General features: G+C 68.1%; 13 protein-coding genes. 5 read left to right on the plus strand and 8 right to left on the minus strand.

Annotation, left to right across the window (positions count from 1 at the left end):
- Position 1: 1 nt before the first annotated feature.
- Entirely contained in the window at positions 2–1,630 is a 1,629-nt protein-coding gene (locus tag CQY20_RS16210; RefSeq protein ID WP_097941148.1) for an acetolactate synthase large subunit, read from the minus strand.
- A 43-nt stretch (positions 1,631–1,673) separates the two neighbouring features.
- The gene (locus CQY20_RS16215; RefSeq protein WP_097941149.1) at positions 1,674–2,027 is read right to left on the minus strand and encodes an Rv2640c family ArsR-like transcriptional regulator; all 354 of its coding nucleotides are present in this window, start codon (positions 2,025–2,027) and stop codon (positions 1,674–1,676) included.
- Between the two features lie 96 nt (positions 2,028–2,123).
- Between CQY20_RS16215 and CQY20_RS16220 the strand changes: the two genes are divergently transcribed.
- Positions 2,124–2,570, plus strand: coding sequence for an ArsI/CadI family heavy metal resistance metalloenzyme (locus CQY20_RS16220; RefSeq protein WP_097941104.1), 447 nt, complete (start codon positions 2,124–2,126; stop codon positions 2,568–2,570).
- Here the strand turns inward: CQY20_RS16220 and CQY20_RS16225 are convergent.
- The 3 genes from CQY20_RS16225 to CQY20_RS16235 all read right to left on the minus strand — a co-directional run bounded on the left by CQY20_RS16225 (position 2,567) and on the right by CQY20_RS16235 (position 6,817).
- Complete coding sequence (locus tag CQY20_RS16225) at positions 2,567–3,346, minus strand: DUF1906 domain-containing protein (protein WP_097941150.1); 780 nt, start codon at positions 3,344–3,346, stop codon at positions 2,567–2,569. The genes CQY20_RS16220 and CQY20_RS16225 overlap by 4 nt on opposite strands.
- A 4-nt stretch (positions 3,347–3,350) precedes the next feature.
- Positions 3,351–4,268, minus strand: coding sequence for a cutinase family protein (locus CQY20_RS16230; protein WP_097941105.1), 918 nt, complete (start codon positions 4,266–4,268; stop codon positions 3,351–3,353).
- Positions 4,269–4,441: 173 nt separating this feature from the next.
- Positions 4,442–6,817 (minus strand): lysylphosphatidylglycerol synthase transmembrane domain-containing protein, encoded by a 2,376-nt coding sequence (locus CQY20_RS16235; protein ID WP_097941106.1) that lies wholly within the window; start codon positions 6,815–6,817, stop codon positions 4,442–4,444.
- Between the two features lie 125 nt (positions 6,818–6,942).
- Between CQY20_RS16235 and CQY20_RS16240 the strand changes: the two genes are divergently transcribed.
- A complete protein-coding gene (locus CQY20_RS16240) occupies positions 6,943–8,508 on the plus strand; it encodes an adenylate/guanylate cyclase domain-containing protein (protein WP_097941107.1) in 1,566 nt (521 codons plus the stop codon).
- Between the two features lie 132 nt (positions 8,509–8,640).
- Positions 8,641–10,272, plus strand: a complete 1,632-nt coding sequence (locus CQY20_RS16245; RefSeq protein WP_133119076.1) for a sensor domain-containing protein — start codon at positions 8,641–8,643, stop codon at positions 10,270–10,272.
- A 4-nt stretch (positions 10,273–10,276) separates the two neighbouring features.
- Here the strand turns inward: CQY20_RS16245 and CQY20_RS16250 are convergent, their stop codons facing one another.
- A complete protein-coding gene (locus CQY20_RS16250) occupies positions 10,277–11,872 on the minus strand; it encodes an aldehyde dehydrogenase (NADP(+)) (RefSeq protein WP_097941109.1) in 1,596 nt (531 codons plus the stop codon).
- Positions 11,873–12,005: 133 nt separating this feature from the next.
- Between CQY20_RS16250 and CQY20_RS16255 the strand changes: the two genes are divergently transcribed.
- Positions 12,006–13,361, plus strand: coding sequence for a DUF7159 family protein (locus CQY20_RS16255; RefSeq protein ID WP_308494445.1), 1,356 nt, complete (start codon positions 12,006–12,008; stop codon positions 13,359–13,361).
- A 7-nt stretch (positions 13,362–13,368) separates the two neighbouring features.
- Here CQY20_RS16255 and CQY20_RS16260 read toward each other — a convergent pair whose 3' ends face one another.
- Entirely contained in the window at positions 13,369–14,151 is a 783-nt protein-coding gene (locus CQY20_RS16260; protein WP_097941151.1) for a M15 family metallopeptidase, read from the minus strand.
- Positions 14,152–14,202: 51 nt separating this feature from the next.
- On the opposite strand from CQY20_RS16260, the gene CQY20_RS16265 reads away from it, so the two are divergent.
- On the plus strand, positions 14,203–15,255 hold the full coding sequence (locus CQY20_RS16265; RefSeq protein ID WP_097941111.1) for a PQQ-dependent sugar dehydrogenase: 1,053 nt from the start codon (positions 14,203–14,205) through the stop codon (positions 15,253–15,255).
- 94 nt (positions 15,256–15,349) lie between these two features.
- On the opposite strand, the gene CQY20_RS16270 is transcribed toward CQY20_RS16265, so the two are convergent.
- Entirely contained in the window at positions 15,350–15,736 is a 387-nt protein-coding gene (locus CQY20_RS16270) for a DUF2237 family protein (RefSeq protein ID WP_097941112.1), read from the minus strand.
- Positions 15,737–15,744: the final 8 nt, after the last annotated feature.

A 15,744-nucleotide genomic window follows, 5' to 3' on the forward strand; every position in this document is an offset into this window, starting at 1 on the left:
CCTACGACAGCGACTCGTCCAACTCGCCGAGCGAGGCGATCAGCGCGCTGTTGGCCGAGTAGTCGACGGGACAGGCGATGACGCTGACCGTGTCGTCGTCGAGGGCTTGGCGCAATGTCGGCAGTAGCTCGTCGGCGGCCGTGATTCGATAGCCCTTCGCGCCGAAACTCTCGGCGTAGGCAACGAAATCGGGGTTGTTGAACCGGGTTTCGACGTTGTGGCCGATTTCGAGATCCATCTTCCAGCTGATCAGCCCGTAGGCGTTGTCGTCCCAGATGAGGATCACCATGGGCGTCCTGACCCGCAGGGCCGTCTCGATCTCCTGCGAGTTCATCATGAACGCGCCGTCGCCGGTGGCGACCAGAACCTTCGCCGACGGCCGCGCGATCTTGGCCGCGATCGCTCCCGGCACCGTCCACGCCATCGTCGACAGGCCGTTGGATATCAGGCACGTGTTCGGCTCGTACGTGGGGTAGAGCCTGGCCATCCACATCTTCAGGGCGCCGGTGTCGACGAGAGCGATATCGCTGCGCCCCAGCGCGGCTCGGGTGTCGGCGACGATGCAGGCCGGTGCGAGCGGGAATCTGTCGTCGGCGCGGCCACGCTCCAGCTCACCGGCGAGCAGTTCGCGGATCTTCTCGTGCCCCGACGACGGCGGGTGTTCGCGCGTCACCTGCGTCGCCAGCGCATCGAGGGTGCGGCCGATATCGCCCTGCAGCCCGACCGCGACGTCGTAGTGCAGGTCGACTTCGGCGGGGAAGCGGTGGATGTGGATGATCTTCGTGTCGCCGCGCGGATTGATGCGGATCGGGTCGAACTCCTGCAGTTCGTATCCGGTGGCGACGATCACGTCGGCGCGGTCGAAGCCGAAGTTCACGTAGTCGTGGCGCATGAACCCGACAGCGCCCAGCGCGAGCGGATGGTCGTCGGGCATCACGCCCTTGCCGTGAAACGTTGTCGCCACTGGGATTTGAAGCGACTCGGCGAAGCGGCGCACCGCGTCTGCCGCGCCGCCGCGCGCCGCGCCGTGACCTGCCAGCATCACGGGATTGCGTGCCGTGCGCAGGATTTCGACCGCACGCTCGATCTGGCCCGCGGAAGGGTCGTCGGGCCGCGGGACGTTGACCGGCAGCGGGCTGCACTCCGCGGGAGCGGGGGCCTCCTCGACGTCCTCGGGCACGGCCAGATACACCGCGCCGGGGCGCTCGGTCTGGGCGAGCTTGAACGCCTTTCGCACCATCTCCGGAACGGCGCCCGGTGACGGGACGAGCGCCGACCACTTCGTCGCCGGGGCGAACATCGAGACCAGATCGACGCTCTGGTGCGACTCCTTGTAGATGCGCCCGATCCCGACCTGCGCCGAAATGGCCAGCACCGGAGTCGAATTCGTGGTCGCATCGGCGACTCCGAGCAGGAGGTTGATCGCCCCCGGGCCCAGCGTCGCCGAGCACACGCCTGCCTGCCCCGTCAGGCGCCCGTACACCTCGGCCATGAACGCGGCGCCCTGCTCGTGGCGGGTCAACACGTATTCGATCGATGAGTTCGCCAGCGCCTCGACGAAGCGGATGTTCTCTTCGCCGGGGATGCCGAAGACATGCGTGACGCCCTCGTTCTCCAGACATTCGACGATCAGTTCGGCGGTCGAGCGAGTCGTTTCGTCCACGACCGCGAGCCTACTTACAGCAGTTGGGGTCCAGCACCGTGCACAGCGCGCCGAGCGCGTCCCGGTGCGGCCGGTGATAGACGCTCATGCCGCGGCGCTCCGACACCACGAGCCCGGCACGGCGGAGCTGGCTGAGGTGGTGGCTGACGGTCGACTCGGTCAGGCCAAGGGTCGCCGCCAGCTCGCCGCTGTTCTGCTCACCCGAGGTGAACAGGTACGACATGATCTTCACGCGGGCCGGGTCGGCCAGCGCTTTCAGCCGCAGCGCCACATGCAGGGCGTCCTCGTCGGATATCGGTCCGGCCGCCACCGGCGCGCAGCACACCGGGGCGGACATGTCGACCATCGGCAGCGTCTTGGGCACGCCATCGATCATGCCGAGGATATTGACATAAGTCAAAAAGGTGGAGCATGATGGCTGTGTAGTTCGATATAAGTCGAAAACCTAGGAAGGTGTGCCATGTCCCGTGTGCAGCTCGCCCTGAACGTCGACAACCTCGAGGAGGCCGTGGCGTTCTACTCAAAGTTGTTCAACACCGAGCCCGCCAAGCTCAAAGAGGGCTACGCCAACTTCGCGGTCGCCGACCCTGCGCTGAAGCTGGTCCTGATCGAGAACCCCGGGCAGGGCGGCACCCTCAACCACCTGGGCGTCGAGGTCGAATCAAGCGACAGCGTGCACGCCGAGATCGCCCGGCTCGCGGGTGAAGGGCTGTTCACCGACGAGGAGATCGGCACCACGTGTTGCTTCGCCACCCAGGACAAGGTCTGGGTCACCGGACCGGCGGGGGAGAAGTGGGAGGTCTACACCGTGTTGGCCGACTCGGAAACATTCGGTGCCAGCCCTCGAAGCTCAGCGGGCGAGGACACCAAGCGTCAGGTCTGCTGCGGAGGTGCGACGTCCGCTTAGCGGTCCAGGTCCCATTGGCCGTAATCGGCTGCCAGGATGTCGTTTTCGTCGACGTGGCTGCCGCCGAGGCTGATGCCCGGGTCGGAGGCGGTGACGATCACGCGTTGGTACAGCACCGCCGCCGGCGCGCGCACGCCGTCTGACCACGCCCTGGTCTGCCACGCCCACCGGTAGCCCGGCGTGGTGGACTGCCCGATGACGCCGTCGGCGATGGCCCACTTGCACACGCCCGCGTGCCCGTAGACGCCGGTGCGTTCGACGCCGAGCACCGAGTTGATACCGCGAAGCCAGTTGACCGCAACGCTTTTCCACGTCGACTGGTCGATGTCCTCGTCGATGCTGAAGAAGATCGGCGCGGTGTCCGGTCCACCGGCAGCGGCATGCAGGCGCGAGGCGGTTTGCGCATCGGCGACGCCGCCGTCATAGCCGCGGGTGAAGTCCGACGGCGTCGGCCAGCCGGGCTTGCCGTACTGATAGCAGCTGACCACCTGAAGGCCCAGTGCGCGCAACGCGTCCGCGTACTTTCGGGTGACCGGTTTGAAATCGAAGGTGGCGCCCGGCCGTAATTCCGATACGTACACCAACGCGCCGGTGTAGCCGGCTGCGGCGATCTGATCGGCAGGGACCTGCAGCTCGGTGAAATCGATCAGCTTGCCGTTGGCCGCTGCTGCCCGTGGTGGGTCGAACGTCGACACGGCCAACCCGATCAGGGGTGCGGCCAGCGCGCCTTTGATGATCGCGCGCCTGGTGACGCGTCCGCTTGGGAACGAGCCCAGTGACCTACTCGGGTCCGACGACACGGCACTCCGTCGCACACGACGCGATCGTCTCCGGCGAGGGTTGCAAGTGCGGTTGCGGGGCGGGCGGCGGCGCGGGCGGCGCGACCGGGATGGTCGACAGTTGCGGCGCGGCCGGGGTGGTCGACAGTTGCGGCGCAGCAGGAGTGCCCAGGTGCGGCCGGCCCGTGGACAGGGGCGAAACCGTAGGAGTCCGCGGTGTCGCGTCGCTGTCCCCAGGCGTCTCCTCGTCCTCCTGGGGTGTCGCGAGTTTGGCGGCGACGAATGTTGCCGCCTGATCGACCATCCCCGTCTCCTTGTACTGCGTGTGCGCGTTCCAGTCGCGCCCGCTCGAGCACACGAAGTCCTCGGGCACGCACAGATCGATGGTCTTGTCCGCATACAACGGGCCGACGACGATGTCCGGCTGGTTGATCACCCGCATGAACCGCTCGTTGGGGGTGCCGAACAGCGCGACGGCCGCGACGTGTTCGGCCACATCGGCCGGCATGGGATTGGGGACACCCTCGGGCACGCCGTCGGGTATGACGTCGGCCGTGACGAAGCCCGCCACGGCAGCACCCTGCGAGAACCCGCCCAGCACGATGCGGGTGTCCGGGCAGGCCGCCGCGACCGATTCGACCTTCGCGCTGGCGTCTCTGATGCCGTCAACGGCTCGGGGAAAGTCGGTGGTGGCCGGGTAGTTGACGGGATAGACCTCCATCGACTTGTCGCCGATGCGCGAGCGCAGCGCTTCGACGAACGCCTCGCCCGTCGGACCCAAACCGGGCGCCTCGGCGGTGCCGCGCGCGAAAACGACTTCCACGTCAGGGCATGGCTCCGCCGACGCCGACGGCGCGGCGGCCAGCGTCAATCCCGCTGCCGTCGCTGCGATCGTGATCGCGATGTGGCCTGCCCTCACGGCGCCATGCTGACATACCGGCAACAAACCGGCATTTCGAAAATCCAATTGTTTATGAACGTCACATGAATCGCTTATTTTCACAGTTGGGCGGTTTTTCGCCGTCGATCACGAAATAGCCTGACACGCTGGGCGTTTAACGTCTGCCACGAGTTAACCGTGCCAGATCCCCGCTAGACCATATCCTTACTCGTCATCCAGCGCATCAGGAACCAGCCCACGAACACCGGCAGCCAGCACGTCAACACCCGGTACAGCAGCACCGACGGCACGGCTACCCCGGCGGGCACCCCGAACGCGGCCAGACCACCGATCAACGCCGCCTCGACCGCGCCGACACCGCCGGGCGTGGGTGCAGCCGACGCCAACGTGCCGCCGATCATCGTCACCACCGTCACCGTGATGAACGAAGCGTCGCCGCCGAACGCCGAGATGCACGCCCACAGCGCCAACGCACCGCCGAGAGTCGTTGCCGCACAACCGAGAACGATGAGAACGAGGCGGCGCGGTTCGGTCGCGAGCTCACGCAGGTCGCGCAACACCTCTGAGATGCGCGGCCCCAGTGTCGCCACCAGCCACTTGCGCAGCCTGGGCACGACGACGAACGCCGCGAGGACCACCAGCAATATCCCGGCGACCGCGTACAAGATCGTGGCCGACGGAACGAACTTCGACAGGTCCGCAGAGGCACCGGCGAAGGCGCTGAACAGAATCAGCAGGCCGATGTGGGTGACCACCTGCACCGACTGCTGCAGCGCCACCGCCGTTGCGGCGCGCAACGCACCGAGTCCGCCCTTCTGCAGGAACCGCGCGCTCAACGCCAGACCGCCGACGCCTGCGGGTGTCGTGGTGGCGGCGAAGGTGTTTGCCACCTGCATGATCGTGAGATTGCGGAAGCTGACCAGCCCGTCGGCGCACGCCCACAGCGCGGCCGCGGCGCCGGTGTACTTCAACGCCGACACGGCAAGGCCCAGTAGCGCCCACCACCAGTTCGCCGTCCGCAGTTCGGCGAAGAACGTCGGCACGGTGCTGATGAACGGCAACGCCACATAGACCAACGCGACGATCAGCACCATCTGCAGAATCTGGTTGCGGTTGAACCGGGTGACGGTTTCGGTCTCGATCTCGTCGGCCCCGGTCTGCAGTTTCACCTCGTCGCGCACCTCGGCCAGCGTCGCCTTGGTTGCGCCGCATTCATCCCGAATGCGTTTGGGGACAGCAGCTTTGGTGAGTCTCCGCGATGCCGTCAACACCGTCGCCTTGCCGAATACGCCCATCGCAGCACGCACCGCGGTCGGCGCGTCGTACAGCGCGCTCGTGGTCACCAGCAGCTGGGCGATGTCGGATTGCAGTTGCGCGTCGGTGGCTCCGTACTCGGCGTGGTCGAAGCCGCCGAACAGCGCTGCGCCGTCGTCGACGGTGATCTTCTTGGCGCGCAGGTCGCCGTGCGAGATGTACTGGTCGTGCAGCACACGCAGCGCTCCCCAGATGCGGGCCACCAGCATCATCTCCGCGGCGTCTTCGAGCGGCGTGCCGCGCGCAGGCGTGTGCGCGAACATCGTCCAGCCGCGGTCGAGCGATGTGACGGCCAGCGGCGTGGTGTTGGCGACCCCCAGATCGCCGATGGCGATCGCCATCAGCGCACGATGCTCCACCACGCGGCGCATCGACGCGTGCAACGGCGCCGTTTCGCCGCCGCGCAGCGTGGCCTTGCGCCACAGCTGACGCAGCGCACCGCCGCTGCGCTGATTCGGGCTGTACAACTCGAGCTCGATGGACTTGCCGTCGCCGTCGCAGTCGGCCGACAGCAGCAGTGACCCGCGGCCGGCCAGCCGGATCACGGTCAAACCGGTGATCGTGCAGCCCCGCCGCTGCATCGCCCGGACGGCGCCCTCGAGCGGCACCTCCAGCGCGGGCGTGCCGACGACCAGGATGACCAGGGCGCCGACGAACCAGCCCACGGCCAACCCCAGCAGCGACCGGGCCGGCACCACGGTGCTGACCACCAGGTGGATCGGCACGAAGGCCAGCAGCAGCGCCCACCACCAGCGCCGCCACCGGGCGGGCAGCCACGGCCCCGACACCGTCAGCATCGCCGCCAGCATCGCGATCCAGCGCGGGTCATCGAGGAACTGCGACAGGAAGGTCTTGGGCTGGTCGGCGACGTCGAAGTGCCACCGCGGCGCGGCGACGCCGTCGGGACGCACCGACAGCGCGAGCACGGCGACGATGCCCGCCGCGGCGTAGGCGCCGAGCAGCTTCCAGTTCCGCCCGACGATCAGCCCGACGAGGATGGCGAACGGCAGCACCACGATCGCGATGCCGTAGGCCAGATAGACCAGGTTGGACTGGGTGGGGGTGAGCACGCCGACGACGTCGGAGATGGATCGCTCCAGCGCGACCCAGTCATAGCGGGTGAGCAGCGAAGTGGTGATGACGATCGCGAGGAACGCCGTCGCAAGGACGAGCCGCAGGATATCGCTGGTGCGCCGGGTCAGCGGTTGCAGCAAGCTGCCCGTAACGGTGACTTCCCGCCCGTCGACTCGCACGCGACTAGTTAACCGGACACGCTCGCCGGGACACGACATTGCGCACGGCGGGTAGGCGGGCGGCTAAGCGGCGGGGAAACTGCCAATCGCGAATTTTTGCTTTCGGCGTTAAATACGCTCGGTTGATGCCGGAAACGGCGTACGCCTCGTGCGGCGACCTGAGCCTGGCTTATCAGGTCTTCGGCGACGGGCCGATCGAGCTGGTTTTCGTCGGACCGATGATCACCCATGTCGAGCTGTTCTGGACCCTGCCCGACTTCAAGGCCTTCTTCGACCAGCTCGCCACCTACTGCCGGATCGTGATCTTCGACAAGGCAGGCGTGGGACTGTCGGACCCGATTCCGCGGATTCGCACCTTGGACGATCGCGCGGCCGAGATCGAGGCGGTCATGGATGCCGTCGGCTTCACCAAGGCCGTCGTCTTCGGGATGAGCGAGGGCGGACCCGCGTCGTTGGTGTTCACCGCGAAACGGCCGCAGCGGGCGAGGGCGTTGATTCTGTACGGGTCCTTTCCGTGGTTTACCGCGGAATGGGAAGACCTGGACCGTGAGCCATCCGTGGTGCATGCCCGGCTCTGTTCGATGGCCCGCGAGAACGAGGGCGACGAGAAGTACATGCCGTCGATGGAACAGATCGCCTGCCTCGTCGAGATGGCTCGAACGGCCACACGGTCGTGGGGCAGCGGCGAGACGGTGCGGATTCTGTTTCCGGGCGCGGGATCGGTCCGGCAGCGGGCGATGTTGGAGCGCATGTGCGCCAGCCCCGGAATGGTGCGCGCGACGATGCAATCGGTGTTGAGCCTCGACGTGCGGCCGATCCTGCCGACGATCACCGCGCCGACGCTGGTCATCCATGCCCGCGGTGACCTGATACCGGTGCAGTTGGGTCGTTACCTCGCCGACCACATACCCGGCGCGCGGTTCCTCGAAGTCGAGGGCCGCGAACACGGGCCGTGGGCCACCGAACCCGATCGGATTCTGAGCGAGATCGAGGAGTTTCTCACCGGGGGACACCTGGCGCCGCCCCAGTCGCACCGGGCCCTGCGGACCGTGTTGTTCACCGACATCGTGGCGTCGACGGCGCATGCCGCGGCGGCGGGCGACGAGCGGTGGCGCGCCACGCTGCAACGCTTCCGCGAGATGACCGCCGAAGCGGCCGAACCGTTTGACGGCACCGTCGTGAAGAACACCGGCGATGGTCATCTGCTGACGTTTGACGGGCCCACCCAAGCGATCCGATGTGCCGAGGCGTTGTGCGCAGAAGCGGAGGCGCTGAGCATCAAGATCCGAGCGGCGATCCACACCGGTGAATGCGAACTCATGGACGCCGACATCGGCGGGCTTGCCGTCCACATCGCAGCGCGGATCCTGGGCCACTCGGGTCCGGGGGAGATTGTCGTCTCGCGCACCGTGCGCGACCTCGTCGTCGGGTCGGGGATCGCGTTCGACGACCGCGGCAGTGTCGAGTTGCGCGGCGTTCCTGGCACGTGGGATCTGCTCGCGGTCAGCCGCAACGGCGTGCCGACGGGTTCAGCCGAAGCGAGGCTGGTGTCTACACCGACGCCGGGACCTCGTGCCGGCATGCGCAGGTCCGACAGGGCCATGGCGGCGGTCGTCCGACATACCCCCTGGATACTTCGCGGGGTGGCGCGTCTGGCGCCCACAGCGGACCGCAACAGCATTCGCGCATAAGGCGTTTCGGGCGGGTCTCCGACAGGTCTTCAAAAGCCAAGCGGCCGTATAATTCTGACTTTGCCGTCAATTTCTGCAGAGCGTTAATTACAGCTCCGAATTCGGGCGTGTCGCTTTTTGACACCCGGTACCTTGGCAAACATCGACGGCAAGGCAGTGCGCATTCTTGGCGCTGAAGGGTTCCCCACTGGACTGGCCGACGATCAGTTCCGAAGGCTGATCGAAGGCAGTCCCGATGCAATCTGCGTGCATCAACACGGCCGCCTGCTGTATGTCAACGACGCCGGCGTGCGCCTGATGCGCGCCCAGTCCAGCGACGATCTCGTGGGCCGTCTCCTCACCGATTTCGTCGCACGTGAATCACTGACCCCGATGGAGGCAGGCCTCGCGGAGTTGCGCGAGGTCGGCGACTGCTCGCCGCGGTACCCGGCGCAGATGATCCGCTTGGACGGTACGCGGCTCGAGGTCGAGGTCGTCATCGTCAAGACGCTGTGGTGCGGCGAGATCGCCTACCAGGTCATCACCCGCGACGTCAGCTCGCGGTACGCCGCAGAGACCGTCCTGCGATATCAGGCGGCATTGATCAACCACGTCAGCGACGCCATCATTGCGACCACCGCGACCGGACTGGTCACCAGCTGGAATCCCGCCGCCGAGGCGATCTACGGATGGTCGGTCGACGAGGCCTACGGCCGCCCGATCAGCGAACTGGTGGGCGGAGCGGCGGACCCGGTCGCGATCGTCGCCTCCGGCGGCATTGTGCACAGCACCCACCGCGCGGCCGACGGCACACCGCTCGACGTCCGGGTTTCGGCCGCGGTGATGGCCGACGGCTTCGTGTTCGTCTGCTGCGACATGACCGCCCTGCACCGCGCCGAACAGCACTTCGAAGCTGTCGTCGGGTCGATGGCCGAAGGCGTCATCGTCACCGACAAGGCCGGCTGCATCAAGTCGATCAACCCCGCCGCCGTGCAGATCATCGGCGGCGGGCTCGAGCACCTCGGCGGCAACTTCTTCGAGATCACCAGCCGCTTCCGGTTCTACGACGTCGACGGCGTGAACATCCCGCCCCTGCAACGGCCCGCGATGGCCGTGCTGCGCACCGGTGTGCCGTTCTACAACCAGCTCTACGGATTCGACCGCCCGGACGGGCAGCGTGTCTGGTTGCTGTCCAGCGCCCGCCTGCTCGCTCCCGCCCTACCCGGCCAGTCGGACATGTTGCTGTCGTTCGCCGACGTCACCGACCAGCGCAAGACCGCCGACAAAGTGCTGTTCTACGCCACCCATGACGCGCTCACCGAGCTGCCGAATCGGGTGTCGGTGCTGCGCAGGCTCAAGAAGGCGCTCGCCGCACCCGATGACGCCGACAAGCTGCGCGCGGTGCTGTTCATCGACATCGACGACCTCAAGTCGATCAACGACACCCTCGGCCACACCGCGGGCGACGAACTGCTGCGGGCTGCGGCGGCGTGCCTGCGGCGCGTGGTGGACCCCGACGACGTGGCCGGCCGCCTCGGCGGCGACGAGTTCGTCGTGCTCGTCTTCCGCGACGCCAGCCGCGAGCAACTCGACGAGATGATCGAGCGGCTGCGCCGCGAACTGCAGACCCCCGTTGCCGTCGGCGGCACCACCACGGCGATCGCGGCTAGCATCGGTGTCATCGAAGTGCGCCGCGACGAAAAGCGAAGCGCCGACGAGATTTTGCGCGACGCCGACCTCGCGATGTATGAGGCCAAACGCGCGCGCCGCACCGTCGACGGCTGACGGGTCAGTCCTGCTGCAGCCTGCCGTCGATGCGCCGCCACAGGTGTTCGGGGTTGCCGTCGGCAATCGCGCTGGGCAGCAACGACTTCGGCGCGTTCTGATAGCAGACCGGCCGCAGGAAGCGCTCGATGGCACGCGCACCGACCGATGTGGTGCGCGAATCCGACGTGGCGGGCGAGGGGCCGCCGTGCACCATCGCGTGGCAGACCTCGACGCCCGTCGGCCAGCCGTCGAAGATGATCCGGCCAGCCTTCAACTCCAGCAGCGGCAGCAGTTGCCGTGCCTCGTCGTAGTCGGATTCGTCGGCATGGATCGACGCGGTGAGTTGGCCCTCGATGTTGTCGGCGACGGCGCGCATCTCGGCCGTATTGGTGCACCGCACCACGAGGCTGGAGGAGCCGAAGACCTCGCTCTGCAGCGCCTCCGACTTGAGAAAGTGGTCGACGTCGGTGGCGAACAACGCTGCGCGGCAGGTTGTTTCGCTGTCGCTCTCCTTGCCGCGCACGATCAGCTCAGCGTCCGCCTCGAACTTCTTGACGCCCTCGGCGTACGCATGCGCGATGGCGGGGGTGAGCATCGGGGTGGCGTCGGTCTGTGCGATCGCGTCGCGCGCGGCGGCGATGAACGACTCGAGGCCAGGCCCGTCGACAGCGATCACCAGACCAGGGTTGGTGCAGAACTGTCCCGAGCCGAGCGTCAGCGAGTTGACGAATGCGCGGCCCAGATCGGCGCCGCGGCTTTCCAGCGCTCCGTCGAGCAGGAACACCGGGTTGATCGAACTCATCTCGGCGTAGACCGGTATCGGCTCCGGCCGGCTCGCCGCCGCGGCGACGAGAGCCCTTCCGCCGGAACGTGATCCGGTGAACCCGACGGCCTTGATGCGCGGGTCGGTCACCAGCGTCACCCCGAGGTCCGGCCCGTAGCCGTACAGCAGCGAGAACGTGCCTGCGGGCAGATCCGCGGCGGCCACGGCGTCGGCGATCGCCCTGCCGACGAGTTCCGAAGTGCCGGGGTGGGCGTCGTGCGCCTTGACGACGACGGGGCACCCGGCGGCCAGCGCCGATGCGGTGTCACCGCCTGCCACCGAGAACGCCAACGGGAAGTTGCTGGCGCCGAACACCGCGACGGGTCCCACCGGGATAGAGCGCTGCCGAATGTCCGGCCGCGGCAGCGGTTTTCGATCGGGCAGCGCCGGGTCGATGCGGGCGCCGTTCCAGCTGCCCTCCCGCAGCACGTCGGCGAACAGCCGCAGCTGACCGGTGGTGCGGGCGACTTCGCCGGTGAGCCGGGCCTGCGGAAGGCCGCTCTCGGCGACGGCGCGGGCGGCGATCGCGTCCGTTGCGGCGTCGATGTTGTCGGCGATCGCTTCGAGGAAGCGGGCACGCTGTTCGGACGTGGTGGCGCGATAGTCGGCGAACGCGGCGGCCGCGGCGGCGCAGGCCGCGTCGACATGCGAGGCGTCGCCGTACGGGTAGGCCGGTTCGAGTTCGTGTCCCGCGGTGGGGTCGAAGGCGCGGATCTCTTTGCCGGACCCGCGAACGAGTTCACCGGCGATCAGCATCTGTCCCGTCAGTTGGGCATCGCGCATGGTGGCGGTCATAGCGTCCTTAATAGGTGGTCGAGTTTCGGCGGTATGGGCTCAACCGTAGGCCTGGCCCCGGCGTAGATGTCCAGTGCAGAATTCTTCGCGTGAATAGGCCCCCGACAGGGCTCGGCTGTAGTCTCTGACCTGGATGACAGGCAGAGGGGGTAAGCGAATGGACCTGGTGCTCGGTCTGTCGGTGACCTCGACAGCCGTCCGCTGGGTGCTCGTCGAAGGCTGGACCGGCGACGGCGACGCCGTCGACCGTGGCGCGCTCGACATCGACGACGTCGAGTCCTTCGACGCAGAAGCCCTGCTGACAGTGTTGCTGGACGCCAACGAGACGGTTCTCGAGAACGGCCTGCACGCGGTCGGCGTGACGTGGACCACCGACGGCGACATCGTCGCGGGCGCGATCCTCGCCGCGCTCGAGGCCCGCGGGGTGCAGAACGTCGTCTCCGTCTCGGAGGTCGAGGCCGCCGAGGCGCTGGCAGGCGGCATCGCCGCGCTCGCGGGCTACCAGGACGTCGCGGTCTGCGTCTTCGAGCCCGACGCCACCCTCGTCGCGGTGGTGGGCCCCGACGGTGTCACCGTCGACCGCCAGGAGCTGCCCGCCGACGGCAACATCGAACTGGCCAGCAGCGTGATCGCGCTGGATCTCAACGACCGCCAGCTGGACGCCGTCTTCGTCGTCGGCTCGACGGATCTGGAGCCGGTCATTTCGTCGATGGACCCGGTCGCGGCCGCGCCGGTGATCTCGTCGGCCGAAGCCGACATGGCGATGACGCGCGGGGCCGCGGTGGCCGCGGCTCTTGCGGTGAACGCGCTTACCGCTCCGCCGAGATCGCTGTTCAAGCTGCCCGCGATGTCGACCACCCGGGTACTGACGTCGGTGGTGGCCGCTGCGGCGGTGACACTGGTCGTGTCGCTGTCGGTGGCGCTGGGCATGCGCGCCACCCCTGGTGCGCAGACCGAGCAGACGAAGAACGCCAGCGCCACCGGCGAGCAGGCCGGCCCGACGCCTGGGCCGTCGGAGGTGAAGGCCGCGCTGGCCGCGCCGAAACTGGAGCCGCGCGAGGCTGCCCCTGCGCCGAAGCCCGAGGCGGCCGCGCCGAAGCCCGAGGCGGCCGCGCCGAAGCCCGCGCCGGCAGCCCCGCCGCCCGCACCAGAGCCCGCGGCTCCGCCCGTCGCGCAGACGATGGCCGCCGCCCCGCCCGCACCGGCAGCGGTGCCCGAGGTCGAGCCGCCCGCGGCGGTGCCGCCCGCACCGGAATACGTGCCGCCCGCGCCTGTGTACACGCCGCCGGCTCCGGCGTACTCACCGCCGGCTCCGGCGTACTCACCGCCTGCGCCCGCCTACGCTCCGCCCGTGCAACCGCAGGTGCCCGCGGTGCAGCCGCAGGTGCCCGCCGTGCAGCCGCAGCCGCGCCTGCGCGACAAGATCATCGAGCGGATCCCGATCATCAACCGCTTCCACGAGCCGAAGTACGAGTATCCGAACCCGTAACGGTTCGTCAGCGGCGTTCGAAGTGCTGATAGTCCTTCGGCGTGCGCCAGTCGCCGCCCCAGCGCCAGCCGCGATCGGTGAACGCCAGCACGGCGGGATCACCGGCATGCAGCATGCCCGGGTCGGTGCGGGCACGGTCTAGAAACGGCCCGGCGTTCTTCGGCTCGATGTTGCCGCGGCTGTCGATGTACGGATTGATCAGCGGGTTGATGTCGATGGCCCTGCCGTAGGCGTGCAGCGACCAGCCGCGCCCCGACGGCAGTGGGCGGCAGTTGAACGCCGAGGTGTTGTTGTCCTCCATCGACAGTTCGTCGAGGGCGTCAGGGTAGTGCTCGACCGTGCGCATCTTTTCGATCGGATAGCGCAGCCGGTACAGCTGCTCGAACACCGCGATGACGTCGGCGACGAGATCCTGGTGCACGATCAGCTCGCCGCGGTGGGTCTGCCCGTCGAAGCCGACGTGGTCCAGCGAAACCCGACGCAGCAGCTCCGGGCCGACGGGGCAACCCGGCCGCCAGCTGGCGCCGAGTTCGGCGGCGGTGACCGGCCGCACGGTCGCTGCGGCGGGTGTGGGCGTCGTTGGGGTGGGCCGCGTCGTCGGCTTGGCGGTGGACGCGGTCGTCGGCGGTGTGGTTCTCGTCGATGTGGTTCTCGTCGATGTGGTTGTCGTCGGGACGGTCGTCGTCGATGTCGTCGTCGGCGCAGGCGGAGAAGGGGCGCCGCATTGCGTCAGGAAGGCCCCCACGAAGATCAGCGCCACCGGTGTGGCGAATCGGCGAAAAACCCTGATATCGCAACGATAACCGCCTCTGCGGCGGGGGCATCCGGGGTATACAGACGTATGGCCGTCTCCCTTCGCGCCAGTGTGAAGCGGGCTGTGCTGGCGCTGGCGTCGGCGTTGATGTTGGTCGTCGCGTGTGCCAATGACGTCGAATCGAGCGGTCAGCCGAACGACGGCGCCGAAGACGTCGCGACCGGCCTCGCGGTGCCGTGGGGCATCGCGTTCCTGGGCGACGGCAGCGCGTTGATCGCCGAACGCGACAGCGGATCGGTCAAGCGGTTGGTATCCGGCGAAGTGACCGACGCGGGCAGCGTGGCCGGTGTCGCACCTCGCGGCGAGGGCGGGCTGCTGGGCCTTGCGACGGCGGGCGACACCGTGTTCGCCTACCTCACCACCGGGCAGGACAACCGCGTCGTGAGGATGCGGTTCGACGGCAACACGCTGACCGGGCAGACGCCGATCTTCACCGGCATTCCCGCGGGCAGTCGCCACGACGGCGGGCGCATCGCGTTCGGACCTGACGGCAAGCTCTACGTCGCCACCGGCGAAACGGGCAATCCCGGTCTGTCGCAAGACAAGTCGTCGCTGGGCGGCAAGCTGCTGCGGATCAACCCCGACGGGTCCATACCGTCGGACAACCCCGATCCGTCGTCGCCGATCTGGTCGTACGGGCATCGCAACATCCAGGGTCTGGCGTGGGACTCAGCGGGCCGGTTGTGGGCGACCGAATACGGCGCGAACCGGGTCGACGAGCTCAACCTTATCCAGCCCGGCGGCAACTACGGCTGGCCGACCGCTGAGGGCAGGTCCGACGAGCCCGGCCTGATCAATCCGGCCGTCGAATGGGCCACCGGTGAAGCGTCGCCGTCCGGGCTGGCGTACTACGGCGGGTCATTGTGGGTGGCCTGCCTGCGCGGCCAGCGGCTCTACCGCATCCCCGTCGGCGGCGACGGGGCATTGGGCGAACCCGTCGCATTGTTCGCCGGACAGTACGGGCGCTTGCGCACGGTCGAGCCCGCACCCGACGGCACGCTGTGGTTCTCCACCAGCAACCGCGACGGCCGCGGCTCCCCGCGCCCCGGCGACGACCGCATCCTGCGCCTGGCGCCCTAGCAGCCGCTTGCCGTGAAACTGTATTCCCGCAGGGCCCTACTCGACATTTTGCTGCGGGAACGCAGTTTCGCGGCGGGGGATTAGCGGCGGGGGATTAGAGGTCGCTGGGGTCGTCGGGGACGTCGACGGCGTGCTCGGCGAGCGCCTCGAGCGGCACGATCTCGAGCGTGCGTTCATGCGTCGACGCCATCACCACCGGCGCGGCCCGACCATCCTGATAGGCCTTCAGCCAGTTCGCGGCGGTCACACACCAACGATCGCCGGGCACCAGGCCGGGGAAGCGGTACTCCGGCCGCGGGGTCGACAGGTCGTTGCCGATGAACACCTGGTGCTCCAGAAACTCGGCCGTCATCACCGCGCAGATCGTGTGCAGACCGATGTCCTCGACGCCGGACGAGCAGCAGCCGTCGCGGTAGAACCCGGTCATCGGATCGGTGCCGCACGGCTCCAGCGGTGTACCCAGCACGTTGCGTTCGACCACCGACTCAG

It is taken from the genome of Mycolicibacterium agri (assembly GCF_002553505.1).
In the GTDB taxonomy this organism is placed as follows: domain Bacteria; phylum Actinomycetota; class Actinomycetes; order Mycobacteriales; family Mycobacteriaceae; genus Mycobacterium; species Mycobacterium agri.